Here is a 15,876-nt window from a genome sequence, read left to right as displayed (position 1 = left end):
TTCTTAGTGGGTCGCGTTAATGAGCGACAGTGCATAGTCCAGGACTTTATCGCCACGCTGCATTCCGTAATCCATCATATCGATGGACTGAACGGGAATACCCTGAGCAGCGGCTTTTTCTGAGAGCATACCTAACATGTATTTCACTTGCGGCCCGAGTAGAACAACCTGATAGCGTGGAAACTGAGTATCAAATTCAGATACGCCAAAAGCATCAATCTCGACAGGTATTCCTCTCTCCTCGGCAACTGTCCGCATCTTCCTCACCAGCATGCTGGTGGACATACCGGCGGAACAACACAACATAATCTTGAACATCGACAACCATCCTCAAAATATAAAAAACAGTGTGAAAAACGGGTTTGACACTCTATGGAAACCGTTTTCCAATTAGGTAATGCGGTTGTTTCGGCAATGATTGGATATCATACGGAAACCGTTTTCCATCCAAAGAGAATGGAATTGTGATAGCCATCAAAGTCCAGTATGTAAAGGGATTATTTATTTGATGAACATCACAGCTTTGGGGGTTGGATAACTATTTTGGATAGTGATGGAAATTCGGTTTCCATGGCAAATGGAAACGATTATACTCAGGAAGCTGCAATTTTTGGGCCAGAGCTATATTTAGGAATGATTGCAAGGACTAAAGCCTGCCGAGGAGAGAATCATGTCTACAATCAACGATGTATCACGTTTGGCTGGGGTTTCTAAAGCCACAGTATCACGGGTGTTGAGTGGTTCACGTGGCGTTAAGGAAGCTAGCCGCCTGGCCGTTTTAAAAGCGGTCGATGAACTCAATTATCGGCCAAATGTTATCGCGCAATCATTATTAAGTCAGTCAACAGGCTGTATTGGTGTTATCTGTGCGCAGGAAAACATAAACCAAACAACCGGTTATCTTTATGCGCTTGAAAAACATCTGAGCCAGCATCAAAAGCATTTGCTGCTGCGTTTTGCCAATAACAAATCTGAAGTTATGCAGGCACTGGATGAGTTGACCTGCGGTTTGTGTGATGACGTGTTGGTCATTGGTGCCCGTTTCCCACTTAATCTTGCGGATGAAAGTATCATTCTGGTCGATTGTATGGATGTCGATGCCACTAATAGTATCCATTTTGATCATGCTTTTGCCGCAGAAACCGCCTGTAATTATTTAATAAAACAGGGCAGAAGAAAAATTGCCTTAATAAATCCGGATACCAGCGGGTATGTGGACGAGGTGCTATTAGGTTATAAACGAGCACTGGAAAATAACTTTTTGCCTTTCAATCGTGACCTGATTTTTATGGATTCATCCTCGTCATCGGTTGCGTTACAAGTGCTGCTTAATAGTAGTGCGACACTCAATTTTAATGCTTTGTTGGTTGCTGATGAGCGGGAAGCACAAAGTGTTATTCCACAACTTCAGGCGTTTAATAAATCCGTTCCTGATGACATCATGGTATTTAGCCTCGCCGGATCGTTACATTATCCGGGGGTTCCAACCATTCCTGCGATTGAATATTCTATGGACGCCATGGCGGCGAAAATAGTGGCATGGCTTAATGAGAAAACCAAAAGTGTGCTAGGTTCCTATGCATTGCGTGGGGATTTAATTATTCCAGATATGCCCACCAGGAAATGATTTCTGTTTAAAACAGCGCGGTGCTAACACGCAGATGACTCCCCAAATACCCTAAATAATTCGTGGAACTGTGATGAGACTCCACTTTTACCTCTTTTCTGTATCTATCATGTCTGTTGTAACAAATCTGTAGCAATTGAAAGTCTACCGATTCTTATATCCACAGCGCTTGGTTTGTAGCTTACCCTGCAATGCCAGGCGGCAGGGGATATACCATCAACTGGATGACGGAGCTTGAGATGATAAAAGTAAAAACGGCCTATACCTTGACCTTATTGGCAATACTCCTACCTGTTTCAACCCCTATTATGGCTCAAGATAAAAGCGATAATTATAAACTTGAACAGGTTTTGGTCATGAGCCGCCATGGTATACGTGCACCTCTGGTGAATTATGGCGATATGCTTTCCAGTGCAACACCGGATAAATGGCCGCAATGGACAACACCCGGCGGTTATCTGACGCCAAAAGGCGCAGAACTTGAAGCGATGATGGGCGGATATTTCCGCGAGTGGCTGGCAAATACCAAGTTATTAAAATCAAGCGGATGCCCAGCACCTACCTCGGTATTTACCTACGCCAACAGCTTGCCAAGAACGATTGGAACTGCGCAACATTTCTTATTTGGTGCTTTCCCCGGTTGTAATGTACCCGTTGTTCACCAAAAAGAAATCGGCAAAATGGACCCGGTATTTAATCCAATTATTACCTTGGACATTACTCCAGAGTTTAAACAAAAAGCGCTGGCTTCTATTAATCAACATGCCGGGCCGGGTGGGGTAGAGGGCTTAAATAAGCGCTTGCAACCTAACTATGATTTGTTGTCCAAGGTTTTGGATTATAAAAACTCACCTGCGTGCTTAGTAGATAAGAAATGTGATTGGAGCACGCAACCGACAGATATTGTATTAGTGCAAAATAAAGAACCGGGTATTACCGGCCCACTGAGATTGGGCACCGGTGCATCGGATGCTTTCATGCTGCAGTATTATGAAGGTTTTCCGGCCAAAGATGTCGCATGGGGGCGTATTCAGTCATCGGAAGAGTGGCGCAAATTAATCGATATTAAAAACCTTTACCATGAAACTTTATTCGGCTCACCCGCTATAGCAGATAATGCTGCTGAGAAGCTGGTTGGTTTTATCAGTTCAGCCCTTGATCCCGTGGGTGAGAAAACGCCGAATGAATTAGCGGCACAAAAAGCCAAATTGGCGGTATTGGTCGGGCATGACTCCAATATTGCGTCATTATTGGCCGCACTCAAGACCAAAGAATATCAATTGCCAGATCAATATGAGAAAACCCCCATTAGCGGCAAGGTGGTATTTGAACGCTGGAAAGATATTAAACAAAACAAAGAATTGATGAAGATTGAGTATATTTATTTGTCGACCGAACAAATCCGTAATAAAACACCGTTATCACTTCAAGCTCCGCCTAAACGTGTCACACTGGAAATTGAAGGTTGCCCGATCGATGCTAAAGGATTCTGTTCTATGGATGACTTTAGAAAAGCGGTAAAACAAAATACCCAAATCTAGCTTGAGGCCACTGGCTGTATGTAAGCTTGGCAGTGAACAGAGATTCGCTGCCATTCTTATTCTGGAGTGCATTAGTCGGCTGGCTATTATTAGTGCTCTGAGAGGATAGTGGTCACTTTATTGGCTCAGGGATAAATAACCTAAGCCAATAAGTCGTGACTCAACGCGCTTAAAGAAAAATAGCCAATAAAATGGCCATGACAATAATGAGCGCGATAAAAGCCAGTGATGGTTTTTGCAACAAAGGCTGTAATGATTGCGGCAGTGCGGCAATCAGCGGGTTAATCAAAGGCTGAAGGGTTTTTTGATCTTCAGCCAAACGCTGGGCGGCATTAGCGCGGTCTAATCGGGCGGCAAACAGAACATTAATAATGTCGTTTAACTGCGCCTGTGTCAGCGGTGTGGTTGGGTTGGCCTGGAAGCGATTCAGACTATAATCAATCAATAGCTGCTGTTCCTGTGCATCGGCGGGCTGTTTGAGTGCAGTTTGCAGATTAATTAATGTCGGGGCCGTTTGTTGGCTGAGGGTCACTTTGGCCTGTAAAAACTGGCTGAGTATCTGAAAATGACGAGCAGGCAGCGGGTCATGATTTTTCACTCCCACCATATCAAACAGTGCTTGCCAAATTTTAGTCGGTTGCTCGCCGGTTGCCGCACTGAGTTTCGCCACCAACGATTGAATGTGTTGATGTTCCGCAGGTAACAATGGCCTGTCAGTTATGGTTGTTAACTGAGGTTGTGGAATATTCAGCGTGCCGGATTGCAGTAATACCAGCACCTGTTGCAGCTCTGCATGGCTTAACTGGCTTAACACCGTGTGACCAAATTGCTGGCGGATAAAGTCACTCACTGCCTGGCGGTTATTACCTTGGGGCAGTAACTCGGTAAGTTGCTGGCGCAGTTGGTGATTGGCATGGTTTTCCTGCGCTTGCGACAAGCGGGTTTGCAGCAATTGCTCTGCCGGTTGGAAGTGGCGAGCCAGTAAATCGCTGGTGCTGCTAAGGGATAAATCGTGGCGCAAGCCCGCCCAAATCTCGGCAGATTTTATTGGGCTGAGCGCGATGATCCGTACAATCAGTTTTTCCAGCGTGGTGCGCTGTGCTGGAGTTAGTGCCCTATCTTCCACTTGGCCCGGAGAGGGCAGTTTAGTCGGCGCGACATTGCTGCCACTCGCAATAGGAACACTTGGGCCGTTCAAAGGTTGCATATAACCCGTCCTTCGCAGTGGGGCGACAGTGTGGAAGATTTATCGGTGACCCGCGGGTTGATGCAGGTTACAGATATATACCCGTCATCTTTCAAGATGCAGGGTTGTTGGCTGCCATCAATCCCCCAAGTCATTGAGTTATCTCAACTCCTTGGGTTCATTTCGTTGCCGCCTACCTGCAACTCGAAATCTATTGGGTATAATACCTGTAAATGTGGGCGACCAATACATCCTGGTTATGTTTTTGGCCAAATGCTTTTGTAATTAAATGTCACTTTGACTGATTGTTTAGGTTCAAAGATTGATAATCTTAATTATGCCGCTAAGATGGGCGCTCAACCTTAAATGGAATTGATTTAATCATTTAAGGGATAACTCATTCAGCTGGTGGCTGATAATAGTTAAGCATGGATAATGGTCAAATACGGATGATGTTTAAATACAGATGATGTTTAAAAGACAACGCGCCGCCAAATGGTTTCTCTCTCTGGCTTGCCTGGTCATACTGGTTTGTATGACGCAACGCATCGCCAGCTTGCACGCGCTGGAAAAAAGTCTTCTTTTGACGTCATCATCACAAGTGGTTACCGATGCAAATGACGGCCCAACCTCTTGTGAGTTAAGTGCCAAATCCTTGCTAGCATCCCCCCCTGTTCTGTTCGAATTAGCCATTTTCTCTCTGGGCTTATTGCTTCTGCTGTTGATCCCCATCATACCAGCCAGTATGCGGTTCCCTCCGCCCAGAGTCATATCACCCAGTGGTTTGAGGGTGCATTTGCGATTATGCATTTTCCGGGAATAGCTCAGCAACTTTCGATGTTGTTGTAATTAATCTATTTTTGGAGAAAATAATGCTCAATTTAAGCAAGACAGCTTTGTTCTGTCTGTTGCTGCTCTGGATGCCGACTCTTTGGGCGGCAGATAGCGGCTGGCTGGTCAGTGCGCAAAATGATCATGCCAAGGTTCGCATTCGTGCCGAGCCTTCTGCTGGCAATGAAACCCGCATGTTACTTAGCGTCCAGTTGGAAAAAGGTTGGAAAACCTATTGGCGTTCGCCGGGGGAAGGGGGTATTGCACCCACTATTGCCTGGTCGCCGCCTCTCGACGCGGTGAAATGGTACTGGCCGGTACCCCAACGTTTTGATGTGTCTGGGATTTCTACTCAGGGATATCATGAGCAGGTCACTCTGCCGATGGTGATTTCCGGCAAGGTTCCCGACATATTAAGCGGAATACTGACTCTGTCGACATGCAGTAATGTCTGTATTTTGACCGACTATCCCTTTAGCCTCGATTTGTCCTCTGCCGTCAGCGCGGAAAATCAGCAGCAGTTCGAACACGATTTTGCCCAAGCGATGGGGCAGGTACCGATTGCCAATGCGTTGACTCCGCATATTCAGGCCGGTTTTAGTCAAGGAGAAGTGCAAATCCTTGCTCAGCGTGATGAGGGTTGGCAGAAGCCGGAATTGTTCTTCGATACTCTGGAAGATGTCGATCTTGGCAAGCCTATCGTCACTGTGCAGGGTAATCAATTGTCGGTGCGGGTACCCGCCACAGATGGTTGGGGGGAGAGCGTGGGAGACCTGCGCGGCAAGCCATTGACTCTGGTGCTGACGGATGGCGGGCTGGCGCAAGAGGCCAGGGTGACTATCGGGCAAGCGCTGACGTTACCGCAATCCAACGCCTCATTTTGGTCTTGGGTTCTGATGGCGCTGGCGGGGGGATTAATCCTTAACCTGATGCCCTGTGTGCTGCCAGTATTAGCAATGAAGCTGAGTTCGATTCTGCAAACCGAGCAGCAAACTCGCCGTCAGGTGCGGTGGCAGTTTTTGGCCTCATCGGCCGGAATTATCACCTCATTTTGGTTGCTGGCCTTGCTGATGACGGCTTTACGTCTGGGCAACCATGCGCTTGGCTGGGGGATTCAGTTCCAAAATCCGTGGTTTATCGGTTTTATGGTCTTAGTCACCGCACTTTTTACCGCCAATCTGTTCGGCTTATTCGAGATTCAGCTATCTTCCTCGTTGCATTCCCGCATCGCCGCCCCGCGCGTCGAGAAGCCGGGCGCACGCGGTCTGGTTGGCCACTTTGGGCAAGGCGCTTTGGCAACTTTGCTGGCAACTCCGTGCTCAGCTCCCTTCCTCGGCACGGCAGTGGCTTTTGCACTGGCGGCTCCGTTACCGGCGCTGTGGGGGATATTTACCGCACTCGGTGTTGGGATGAGCTTGCCGTGGTTGGCGGTTGCCGCATGGCCCAAACTGGCATTGTGCTTACCGCGCCCCGGCCGTTGGATGAGCCACTTGCGTATCGCCATGGGGGTGCTGATGCTGGTGTCCAGTCTGTGGCTACTGAGCTTGATGGTCAGCCACATCGGCCTACAAGCCGTCATTGTCATCGCCGGAATCCTCTTGCTGGCGCTGCTACTGGCTATTGGCTGGCGTTACGGCACCCGCATCGTCGCGATAGTCAGTTTAATCGCGCTGCTGATTGTCGGTGGCTTACTGCTGATGGGGGCGCTAACCGCCGATTTATGGCGCAAGCCGCTGCATGACAATATCCCGTGGCAGCCGTTAACAGAATCCGCCATTAAAAAGGCACTCGCCGAAGATAAAAGCGTGTTTGTTGATGTCACTGCCGATTGGTGTGTGACTTGCAAAATCAACAAAATACATGTGCTGATGCGCGATGATGTGCAACAAGCTTTGCAAGCGCCGGACGTGGTGGCGTTACGCGGAGATTGGACACGTCCTTCTGCGGATATCACCGCATTTTTACGTGAACGCGGCAGTGTTGCCATCCCGTTCAATCAAATTTATGGGCCACAGCAGCCGCAGGGAGTGGTACTTTCTCCGCTGCTGGGCAGTGATGTTCTGCTGAAAGTGTTGGCCGATGCTAAAGGAAATGAAAAATGAGCATGTTGACTGTAATGAGAATGTTGAGTGTATTACTGTTGCTTCTGTTTTCGACGCCTCTATGGGCGGCGGCTCCCTTCACCCCGGAACAGGAAGTCCGCATTAAAGAACTGATCCGCGAAACATTAATCTCTAACCCAGATATTCTGGAGCAATCGGTCAATGCCTGGCAGCAGCAGGCCAATGAAGCACAGGGGCAACAACTGAGCCAGTTTATCGCCGCGAATAAGCAAGCTCTGTATCAAGACCCCGGTAGCCCGCGTTTTGGCGCGACTACCCCGCAACTGACCGTGGTTTCTTTCACCGACTACAATTGCCCATTCTGCAAAACATTTGACCCATTGCTGGAAAAGTTAGTCAAAGACTACCCACAGGTGGCGGTGGTGATAAAACCCTTGCCATTCAAAGGGGAAGGCTCAGTGAGCAGTGCGCGATTGGCATTGACATTGTGGCAACAGCATCCTGACCAATGGATGGCTTTTCATCAGCGTTTGATGGCGAAAAAGGGCCTCCATGATGCCAGTAGTATTGCCGCCGCTCAGAAAAAAACCGGGGTGACGGCCGTGGAGCCAAGTGAGCAAAGTTTAAATGTGCTGCGCTCCAATCTGAAGTTGGCTGAGCAACTGGGTATTCAGGGCACACCGGCCACCTTGATTGGCGAACAAATGATTCCGGGGGCTATTTCTTATCAAGCACTGGAGGAAATAGTGAAACAACAATTGGCGCAGGCGGGTAAATGAAACGCTTAAAGCGCTGGGGCAAAGAACTGCTGGTTTTATTGCTGCTGGCGGCGGTGGTTTCATTCGCCATGGATTGGCTGCGTAGCCCACAAGCACCAACTGACTGGCCGGATACGCCATGGCAAACACTGGCGGGAAAGACGGTGTCCTTGCAGGAGATGAGTCAGGAAAGACCGCTGCTTATCTATTTCTGGGCGACATGGTGCGGTGTCTGTAAATTCACCACACCCAGTGTCAATCAGTTGGTGCAAGAGGGGGAGAATGTCCTGACTGTGGCGCTGAGGTCAGGAGCCCCCGCGCAAGTTGAGACTGGGTTGCGCAAGAAAGGCTATCAACTGCCGGTGATAAATGACCCACAAGGCCAGTTATCAGCCCAGTGGCAAATTAATGTCACGCCGACGGTGGTTATCCTCTATCAAGGCAAAATGGTGCAGCACACCAGCGGTTGGACTAGCTATTGGGGAATGAAACTGCGCCTGTGGTTGGCCTCTTTCTAAGATAATATTTTCCTTATCACTCGCCCGGTGTGATTATGCCGGGCTTTTTTTTGCCTGATTGACGGAGGGATTACTGATTTTTGCGTAATGGTGTGCGCAGACGTTGAGCTAATATCACCCCTGCGAGAGTAATACCGCCGCCAATCAGGTGGTAACTGTGCAGTTGCTCATGCAAGAAAGTCACGGCGATAATGGCAGTAAACACCGGTGTCAGGTTCATAAATATTGACGCGGTGTTTGCGCCCAGCCGCATGACGCCGTGGATCCATAAATAAGGCGCAATAATAGAGGCCGGGATACCTGCAAATAATACCAACGGGATATTTTGTGCGGTTAATTGAACATCCGCTGCCAGCAGGAAGTTGGGTATTAACAGCACCACGCCAAAAACAATTTGCATATAAAGTGATTGCCAGTTGGGCAACTGAATTGCCCAGCGCTTGGTTAATACCCCGTAGAGAGCATAGGAGGCCGAGGCGGCAAACATCATCAGCTCGCCTTTACCAATGCCCTGTTGCAGCAATTGCGCTGGGTTACCCGCGCTGACTAACCACACCAATCCCCCTAATGACAATAGGCTACCCAGTGCTATTCCGACGGTAGGCGCGACTCGCAGCACCACAATACTAATAAGCACGGTGAGTAAGGGGATAAGCGAGCTAAGAATGCCCATAAACAGGGCGCTGACACTATGGGCGGCGTAATAAGCCAGACTTTGGTAGAGCACCATGCCCAGCAGCCCCAAAATCATCAATTTCCACCAATAGACGCGGATGGCCGGCCAGTTGCGGATAACACCCAGCAACAAAAATGGCGTGAGGGTCAGCAATGCCAGTACCCAGCGATAAAAGGAAATGGCGGCTGGATCGATAGCGGTGGCGGACATCTTGCTGACCACGGCATTGATTGACCAGATAATCACCGCGAAGAGGGGAAATAACACATTCATGCTGATAATTCTCATCTAACTCATATTAAGCGTAGTGTATCCTTGTCTGATTTATTCTATATACTGATAACCAGACAATGTTTGCTGTGATTAGGACAACTTTAGCGGGCAGAGGTATTGCCGCGGGGGATAAATAACCATGACAAAAGCTAATTTCCCGGTGGTGGCGGCTATCGCGCCGCAGAATCTGTCTTTTCGCTGTGAAATATACAATGCTGATACTGAGTTCTTGCCACATACCCATACCTACGGGCAATTGATATGTGTTAAATCGGGTGTGCTGGCAATGAATATCGGCGGCCAGCGCTTTCTGGCCCCACCTGAATTCAGTGTTTGGATCCCCGCCGGGGTCGAGCATTCCAGCTATAACCGCAAACCGATGCATTTTCGTGCTATTGATATCGCGCTGGAACTCTGTGATGGGCTGCCCACGTCAGCTTGCCTGATCAATGTCAGCCCGATTTTTAATGCTATCGTGGAGAATTGCTTCTCCCGTGGTGTGTTAATGCCGGAAAGTGAGCCAGATATGCGCTTAGGATCTGTGCTGATTGACCAGCTCAAAATCTCGCCGGTGCAGTGCACTTATTTGCCAACCTCACAAGATAAGTTGCTGTCGCCCATTCTGACAGCACTGGAGCGCTGCCCATCAGACAATACCTCACTGGCACTTTGGGCTAAACGGGTCTATACCACTGAACGCACTTTATCGCGCCGTTGCCAGCAGGAATTGGGCATGGCGTTTAGCGAATGGCGGCAACGATTACGTTTTTTACATGCCATTTCGCTACTGGAACAAGGGCGAACGGTGCAAAGTGTGGCACTTGATGTCGGCTATAGCTCAGCCTCAGCGTTCATTGCCATGTTCCAACAGGTATCAGGGACCACACCGGAGCGTTTCCGCAGATACAATAGTGGCCTATAATGTCCCCCCTTCCTGTTTTTAGGGCAGTAAGCTGCCGGAGAACAAAGTGAAAATTCTGGTTGATGAGAATATGCCGTATGCCGATGCGCTCTTCCAGCGGTTAGGTGATGTACAGGCGGTGCCGGGGCGGCCAATTCCCCTTGATGCACTCGCGGGTGCTGATGCGCTGATGGTGCGCTCGGTCACCAAAGTGAATGAGGCGCTGTTGCAAGGCACTTCCATTCGCTTTGTCGGCACGGCGACCGCCGGTACTGACCATGTTGATGAAAACTGGCTACAGCAACAAGGCATTGGTTTCTCCGCAGCGCCCGGCTGTAATGCTATTGCCGTGGTTGAATATGTTTTTTCTGCGCTAATGATGATGGCTGAACGCGATGGCTTCCAGTTGCGTGATAAAACTGTCGGTATCATTGGTGTCGGCAATGTGGGGGCGCGACTGAATGCTCGCCTGCAAGCTCTTGGCGTAAAAACGCTGCTGTGTGATCCTCCGCGCGCGGATCGGGGCGATAAAGAGGCTTTCTGGCCACTGGAAAAACTGGTGCGCGAAGCTGACGTTCTCACTTTCCATACGCCGCTGAATAAAACTGGCCCTTATCAAAGCTTACACATGGCGGATGATGAGCTGTTGGCGGCCCTACCGGATGGCCGCATTCTGATTAATGCTTGCCGTGGCGCGGTGGTCGATAATGCCGCCTTGCTCCGTGCGCTGGAGAAAGGTAAAAAGCTCAGTGTGGTGTTGGATGTGTGGGAACCGGAGCCGGAGTTATCTTTACCGCTTTTGGCCCGCGTTGATATTGGCACCCCGCATATTGCCGGATACACCTTAGAAGGCAAAGCGCGCGGCACCACCCAAGTGTTTGAAGCATTTAGCCAATATCTGGGCCAGCCGCAATCTGTCGAACTTGCCAGCTTGCTGCCAACCCCAGAATTTAGTCAATTACGATTAAATGGTGAGCTGGACGAAGGCAAATTAAAACGATTGATGCACTTGGTGTATGATGTGCGCCGCGATGATGCGCCGCTGCGCCGTGTTGCTGGCCTGCCGGGCGAGTTTGACCGCTTGCGCAAGCATTATCAGGAGCGGCGTGAATGGTCATCACTTTGCGTGCAGTGCGATGATGCAGCCAGTGCCGAGTTGCTACAGAAGTTAGGGTTTAGCACCAATACCCTTCGTCCTTGAAGCTACAGGGGTGTTAGCTACGCTCACGAACCCGAATCACTTACTTATGTAAGCTCATCGGGATTATGAGCCTCTAATGAGACTCACCCTGAGGGCCAGCGCAAGCGCTGTTCAACATGGTTTACAACCAAGTTGTCGTTCGTTTGCTGCCTACCTGCAACTCCAATGACTTTGGGTATGCCGAATTAATTCATTAGTAAATGACCATTCTGTTATTTGCATAACTCTTTGTAATTTAATGAACGTTAGTGGAGAAAACCAACATGTCTGACGGCTGGAATATTGCTCTGTTAGGAGCAACGGGCGCAGTAGGTGAAGCTTTGCTGGAGCTGTTAAGTGAGCGCCAGTTTCCGGTTGGTGAATTGTATCCGCTGGCCAGCGAGCGCAGCGCCGGTGCGACTGTGCGCTTTAATGGTAAAAGTGTGCTAGTGGAAAATGTTGCAGAATTTGACTGGTCGCAGGCGCAGTTGGCTTTCTTTGTTGCAGGCCGTGATGCTTCTGCACAATATGCGGAAGAAGCGGGGAATGCTGGCTGTCTGGTCATCGACAGCAGCGGCTTATTCGCAATGGAGCCGGATGTGCCGTTGGTGGTGCCGAGTGTGAATCCTCAAGTATTGGCCGATTACCGCAATCGCAATATTGTGGCGGTCGCCGATAGCCTGACCAGCCAACTGTTGACCGCGATTAAACCGCTGACTGAACAGGCCGGTTTATCCCGCCTGCATGTTACCGCGTTGCTTTCGGCTTCTGCCCACGGCAAAGCCGCAGTGGATGACCTTGCAGGGCAAAGTGCTAAATTACTCAACGGTATCCCAGCCGAGCCGGGCATCTTCGCCAAGCAATTGGCATTTAACGTTTTGCCGCTGTTGGCGGATGAAGAGGGCAGTGTACGCGAAGAGCGCCTCTTGGTCGATCAGGTGCGTAAAGTCTTACAAGATGACGGCTTACCTATCTCCGTGACCTGCATCCAGTCGCCGGTATTTTATGGCCAGGCACAGGTGGTTCATCTGGAAGCGTTACGCCCGATCTCCTCAGACGAAGCTCGCAGTGAACTGGAAAGTTGCGAAGATATCCAATTATCTGAAGAAGATGATTATCCGACTCAAGTCAGTGATGCTTCTGGTAGTGATGTCTTAAGTATTGGTTGTATCCGCAATGACTATGGTATTCCCGAAGTGTTGCAGTTCTGGTCGGTGGCCGACAACATTCGTTTTGGTGGTGCATTGATGGCAATTGAAACGGCGGAGCGCCTGTTGCAGGAGCAACTATACTGATGTCCGAACTTGAGTTAACCCAGCCAGAAAGCACCGTGGCTAAAGCTGCGAGCATTAAAATTGCGCTGGGTATTGAATACAACGGTAGCCGCTATTTTGGTTGGCAACGCCAGCAGGAAGTGACCAGCGTCCAAGCTTGTCTGGAGGCCGCGCTCTCGACAGTCGCCAATGAGCCTATTGGCGTACTTTGTGCTGGGCGAACGGATGCTGGAGTGCACGCGACCGGGCAGGTGGTTCATTTTGTTACCACGGCTGAGCGCAAAGAAGCCGCCTGGACGATGGGGGTCAACAGCCATTTACCCCCCGATATTGCCGTTCGTTGGGTCAAAACGGTTGATGATGATTTTCACGCCCGCTTCAGTGCTACGGCTCGTCGCTACCGTTATATTATTTTTAATCATCGCTACCGCCCTGCAGTATTGGCGCAAGGGGTGACCCATTGCTATCTGCCGCTTGATGCCGAAAAAATGCAACAGGCTGCGCAAAGTTTGCTCGGCGAGCACGATTTTACCTCGTTCCGTGCCGTACAATGCCAGTCCCGTAGCCCGTGGCGAAATGTAAAACATGTCAAAGTTACCCGACATGGCGCATATATCGTGGTAGATATCAAAGCCAACGCATTTGTTCATCATATGGTGCGTAATATTGTCGGCAGCTTGATAGAGGTGGGTTGCGGCAATCAAGATGTCACTTGGATGGCAGAGTTGCTCGCACTGAAAGACCGAGCACGTGCAGCGGCAACCGCAAAAGCGGAAGGATTATATTTAGTCGCCGTCGACTATCCTGAACACTTTGCGTTACCGAAAGCGCCGATGGGGCCACTTTTTTTAGCTGATGACTGATATCGTAGCCTTATTTTATATCACTTTATTTTAGATAATAAGGCGAGTTTGACTGTCTGGTGAGCGGGGGTTAAGGAATCCCTAAGGAAGTTCAGCTAAACTCGCTCAATCAAAGATTAAGCTCGTTTACCTCTCGAGAGTATTTATGGAATTTATACGTTTCGTTATTGATTTTATTTTGCATATTGATGTTCATCTAGCGGAGTTGGTGGCGCAGTATGGAATCTGGGTTTATGCCATTTTATTTCTGATTTTATTCTGTGAAACTGGCCTGGTAGTGACGCCGTTTTTACCGGGTGATTCTCTGTTGTTTGTGGCTGGAGCTTTAGCCTCTTTGCCCTCCAATGATATTAATGTCCATGTTATGGTTGCTTTGATGGTCACGGCTGCCATTCTGGGTGATGCTGTCAACTACGCCATTGGCCGGGTATTCGGTGAAAAACTATTCAGTAACCCGGACTCCAAAATTTTCCGTCGCAGTTATCTGGATAAAACCCATCAGTTTTATGAAAAACATGGCGGCAAAGCGATTATCCTGGCGCGATTTGTCCCTATTATCCGTACTTTTGCGCCGTTTGTCGCGGGTATGGGGAAAATGTCCTATCGTCACTTTGCCGCTTATAACGTGATTGGGGCATTAGTATGGGTGCTGTTATTCACCTATGCTGGCTACTGGTTTGGTAACATGCCGTTTGTTCAGGAAAATCTGAAATTACTGATTGTCGCCATTATTGTGGTGTCAATTTTGCCCGGTGTATTCGAGGTTTGGCGCCATCGGCGTGCGAGTTCTCGTCAGAAAAATCAGTAAAAATGTTACCTGAGCCGTGGGTTCGACCAGTTTTTTATCTACACTGTCGAGCCAATATGGTTTAATGAGTAACATTTATGGTCTGTTCCTGTAGATAATCCGAGTTTAGTGCCAGTTTAGTGCTTTGGTTACAGTTACGCTGTACCGGCCTATAACATGGGCATTTTTATTGGTTTTTTCAGGAAGATGGTTAAAGCACGCACAGCGGACTGGCAATAGCCAGGTTCAAACAGAAAGGTCATCGATGAGCTGGATTGAACGAATTCTTAACAAAAGCAATATCACACAAACCCGTAAAGCGAGTATTCCTGAAGGGGTGTGGACGAAATGCGACAGTTGCGGTCAGGTACTTTATCGTGCCGAGTTAGAGCGCAATCTGGAAGTGTGTCCTAAGTGTGATCACCACATGCGAATGTCCGCCCGCGCGCGGTTACATATGCTGTTGGATGCTGGCAGTGAAGTCGAATTGGGTAGCGAACTGGAGCCGAAGGATATCCTGAAATTCAGGGATTCCAAAAAGTATAAAGATCGTCTCTCTGCTGCACAAAAAGAGACAGGCGAGAAAGATGCTTTGGTTGCCATGAAAGGAACCTTGCAAGGGATGCCTATTGTGGCGGTTTCATTTGAATTTGCCTTCATGGGCGGTTCAATGGCGTCAGTGGTAGGTGCTCGCTTTGTTCGCGCAGTAGAAAAAGCGTTGGAAGATAATTGTCCACTGGTGTGTTTCTCTTCCAGTGGCGGTGCCCGTATGCAGGAAGCATTGATGTCTCTGATGCAGATGGCAAAAACCAGTGCTGCTCTGGCGAAAATGCAAGAGCGCGGTTTGCCCTACATATCAGTGCTGACTGACCCGACCATGGGCGGCGTTTCCGCCAGTCTGGCGATGTTGGGTGATATCAATATTGCTGAACCTAAAGCATTGATTGGTTTTGCTGGCCCTCGGGTTATCGAACAAACTGTACGTGAAAAACTGCCACCGGGTTTCCAGCGCAGTGAATTTTTAATTGAAAAAGGCGCGATCGACATGATAGTTCGCCGTCCGGTTATGCGTCAGACGCTAGCCAGCATCTTGTCGAAATTGACTCATCAGCCGCAGCCAAGCGTGGTTGAAGTCAAGGCTGATGCAGCGGTGACTGATAATCAGGCTGATGCCTGATTAACTGAACGGGCATCACCCTGATAAGGTGGTGCCCGATTATTGTGCATTGTCGCAACTTAAGCTTTGTCGCTCTCTATAAGAAAAGATATATCCAACGTTATTGGAATTGCAGGTAGGCAGCGAGCGAACAAATCCCGATGAGCTTACGCTGGTAAGTGATTCGGGTGCATGAACGTAGCGAACACCCCTGCAATTTCAAGTACGAAGGATATAAAGGC

General features: G+C 49.1%; 15 protein-coding genes. 12 read left to right on the top strand and 3 right to left on the bottom strand.

Going from position 1 to position 15,876, the window contains the following annotated elements; genetic code table 11:
- Window positions 1-3: 3 nt before the first annotated feature.
- The gene (locus FTA91_RS09420) at window positions 4-318 is read right to left on the bottom strand and encodes a PTS sugar transporter subunit IIB (RefSeq protein ID WP_050112959.1); all 315 of its coding nucleotides are present in this window, start codon (window positions 316-318) and stop codon (window positions 4-6) included.
- Window positions 319-670: 352 nt separating this feature from the next.
- On the opposite strand from FTA91_RS09420, the gene FTA91_RS09415 reads away from it, so the two are divergent.
- The gene (locus tag FTA91_RS09415; protein WP_050112960.1) at window positions 671-1,627 is read left to right on the top strand and encodes a LacI family DNA-binding transcriptional regulator; all 957 of its coding nucleotides are present in this window, start codon (window positions 671-673) and stop codon (window positions 1,625-1,627) included.
- 239 nt (window positions 1,628-1,866) lie between these two features.
- The gene (gene agp, locus FTA91_RS09410; protein ID WP_145583227.1) at window positions 1,867-3,168 is read left to right on the top strand and encodes a bifunctional glucose-1-phosphatase/inositol phosphatase; all 1,302 of its coding nucleotides are present in this window, start codon (window positions 1,867-1,869) and stop codon (window positions 3,166-3,168) included.
- Window positions 3,169-3,337: 169 nt separating this feature from the next.
- Here agp and flk read toward each other — a convergent pair whose 3' ends face one another.
- Window positions 3,338-4,375, bottom strand: coding sequence for a flagella biosynthesis regulator Flk (flk, locus tag FTA91_RS09405; protein WP_050112962.1), 1,038 nt, complete (start codon window positions 4,373-4,375; stop codon window positions 3,338-3,340).
- A 448-nt stretch (window positions 4,376-4,823) separates the two neighbouring features.
- Between flk and FTA91_RS09400 the strand changes: the two genes are divergently transcribed.
- The 4 genes from FTA91_RS09400 to FTA91_RS09385 are packed head-to-tail and all read left to right on the top strand — an operon-like array spanning window position 4,824 to window position 8,524.
- The gene (locus FTA91_RS09400) at window positions 4,824-5,177 is read left to right on the top strand and encodes a hypothetical protein (RefSeq protein ID WP_050113140.1); all 354 of its coding nucleotides are present in this window, start codon (window positions 4,824-4,826) and stop codon (window positions 5,175-5,177) included.
- A gap of 49 nt (window positions 5,178-5,226) precedes the next feature.
- On the top strand, window positions 5,227-7,287 hold the full coding sequence (locus tag FTA91_RS09395) for a protein-disulfide reductase DsbD family protein (protein ID WP_145583225.1): 2,061 nt from the start codon (window positions 5,227-5,229) through the stop codon (window positions 7,285-7,287).
- 14 nt (window positions 7,288-7,301) lie between these two features.
- The gene (locus FTA91_RS09390) at window positions 7,302-8,027 is read left to right on the top strand and encodes a DsbA family protein (protein ID WP_145583238.1); all 726 of its coding nucleotides are present in this window, start codon (window positions 7,302-7,304) and stop codon (window positions 8,025-8,027) included.
- Window positions 8,024-8,524: a protein disulfide oxidoreductase gene (locus FTA91_RS09385; RefSeq protein ID WP_050112964.1), complete on the top strand. Its 501-nt coding sequence runs from the start codon at window positions 8,024-8,026 to the stop codon at window positions 8,522-8,524. Before FTA91_RS09390 ends, FTA91_RS09385 begins: the two co-directional genes overlap by 4 nt.
- 70 nt (window positions 8,525-8,594) lie before the next feature.
- On the opposite strand, the gene FTA91_RS09380 is transcribed toward FTA91_RS09385, so the two are convergent.
- Complete coding sequence (locus FTA91_RS09380) at window positions 8,595-9,473, bottom strand: DMT family transporter (RefSeq protein WP_145536121.1); 879 nt, start codon at window positions 9,471-9,473, stop codon at window positions 8,595-8,597.
- A 139-nt stretch (window positions 9,474-9,612) separates the two neighbouring features.
- Between FTA91_RS09380 and FTA91_RS09375 the strand changes: the two genes are divergently transcribed.
- The 6 genes from FTA91_RS09375 to accD all read left to right on the top strand — a co-directional run bounded on the left by FTA91_RS09375 (window position 9,613) and on the right by accD (window position 15,655).
- Entirely contained in the window at window positions 9,613-10,395 is a 783-nt protein-coding gene (locus FTA91_RS09375) for an AraC family transcriptional regulator (RefSeq protein WP_145536122.1), read from the top strand.
- A gap of 46 nt (window positions 10,396-10,441) precedes the next feature.
- Complete coding sequence (gene pdxB / locus FTA91_RS09370) at window positions 10,442-11,575, top strand: 4-phosphoerythronate dehydrogenase PdxB (protein ID WP_050112966.1); 1,134 nt, start codon at window positions 10,442-10,444, stop codon at window positions 11,573-11,575.
- A 263-nt stretch (window positions 11,576-11,838) separates the two neighbouring features.
- Window positions 11,839-12,849 carry an aspartate-semialdehyde dehydrogenase gene (locus tag FTA91_RS09365; RefSeq protein ID WP_050112967.1) on the top strand — a complete coding sequence of 337 codons (1,011 nt, stop codon included), beginning with the start codon at window positions 11,839-11,841 and terminating at the stop codon, window positions 12,847-12,849.
- Complete coding sequence (truA, locus tag FTA91_RS09360; RefSeq protein WP_145536123.1) at window positions 12,849-13,691, top strand: tRNA pseudouridine(38-40) synthase TruA; 843 nt, start codon at window positions 12,849-12,851, stop codon at window positions 13,689-13,691. Before FTA91_RS09365 ends, truA begins: the two co-directional genes overlap by 1 nt.
- 145 nt (window positions 13,692-13,836) lie before the next feature.
- Window positions 13,837-14,499: a DedA family protein gene (locus tag FTA91_RS09355; RefSeq protein WP_038631759.1), complete on the top strand. Its 663-nt coding sequence runs from the start codon at window positions 13,837-13,839 to the stop codon at window positions 14,497-14,499.
- A 244-nt stretch (window positions 14,500-14,743) separates the two neighbouring features.
- Window positions 14,744-15,655, top strand: a complete 912-nt coding sequence (gene accD / locus FTA91_RS09350) for an acetyl-CoA carboxylase, carboxyltransferase subunit beta (RefSeq protein ID WP_004391607.1) — start codon at window positions 14,744-14,746, stop codon at window positions 15,653-15,655.
- The last annotated feature ends 221 nt before the right edge of the window (window positions 15,656-15,876 follow it).

This window comes from Yersinia thracica, assembly GCF_902170565.1.
Lineage (GTDB): Bacteria > Pseudomonadota > Gammaproteobacteria > Enterobacterales > Enterobacteriaceae > Yersinia > Yersinia thracica.
Note: the sequence above shows the minus strand (reverse complement) of the source record. Positions and strands in the feature narration are given on the sequence as shown.

Excerpts from the sequence above, each read along its gene's own strand:
- flk (WP_050112962.1), bottom strand. The coding sequence starts at position 4,375 with ATGCAACCTTTGAACGGCCCAAGTGTTCCTATTGCGAGTGGCAGCAAT.
- FTA91_RS09390 (WP_145583238.1), top strand. The coding sequence starts at position 7,302 with ATGAGAATGTTGAGTGTATTACTGTTGCTTCTGTTTTCGACGCCTCTA.
- FTA91_RS09420 (WP_050112959.1), bottom strand. The coding sequence starts at position 318 with ATGTTCAAGATTATGTTGTGTTGTTCCGCCGGTATGTCCACCAGCATG.
- FTA91_RS09400 (WP_050113140.1), top strand. The coding sequence starts at position 4,824 with ATGTTTAAAAGACAACGCGCCGCCAAATGGTTTCTCTCTCTGGCTTGC.
- FTA91_RS09415 (WP_050112960.1), top strand. The coding sequence starts at position 671 with ATGTCTACAATCAACGATGTATCACGTTTGGCTGGGGTTTCTAAAGCC.
- agp (WP_145583227.1), top strand. The coding sequence starts at position 1,867 with ATGATAAAAGTAAAAACGGCCTATACCTTGACCTTATTGGCAATACTC.
- FTA91_RS09355 (WP_038631759.1), top strand. The coding sequence starts at position 13,837 with ATGGAATTTATACGTTTCGTTATTGATTTTATTTTGCATATTGATGTT.
- FTA91_RS09375 (WP_145536122.1), top strand. The coding sequence starts at position 9,613 with ATGACAAAAGCTAATTTCCCGGTGGTGGCGGCTATCGCGCCGCAGAAT.
- FTA91_RS09395 (WP_145583225.1), top strand. The coding sequence starts at position 5,227 with ATGCTCAATTTAAGCAAGACAGCTTTGTTCTGTCTGTTGCTGCTCTGG.
- FTA91_RS09365 (WP_050112967.1), top strand. The coding sequence starts at position 11,839 with ATGTCTGACGGCTGGAATATTGCTCTGTTAGGAGCAACGGGCGCAGTA.
- FTA91_RS09380 (WP_145536121.1), bottom strand. The coding sequence starts at position 9,473 with ATGAATGTGTTATTTCCCCTCTTCGCGGTGATTATCTGGTCAATCAAT.
- FTA91_RS09385 (WP_050112964.1), top strand. The coding sequence starts at position 8,024 with ATGAAACGCTTAAAGCGCTGGGGCAAAGAACTGCTGGTTTTATTGCTG.
- truA (WP_145536123.1), top strand. The coding sequence starts at position 12,849 with ATGTCCGAACTTGAGTTAACCCAGCCAGAAAGCACCGTGGCTAAAGCT.
- accD (WP_004391607.1), top strand. The coding sequence starts at position 14,744 with ATGAGCTGGATTGAACGAATTCTTAACAAAAGCAATATCACACAAACC.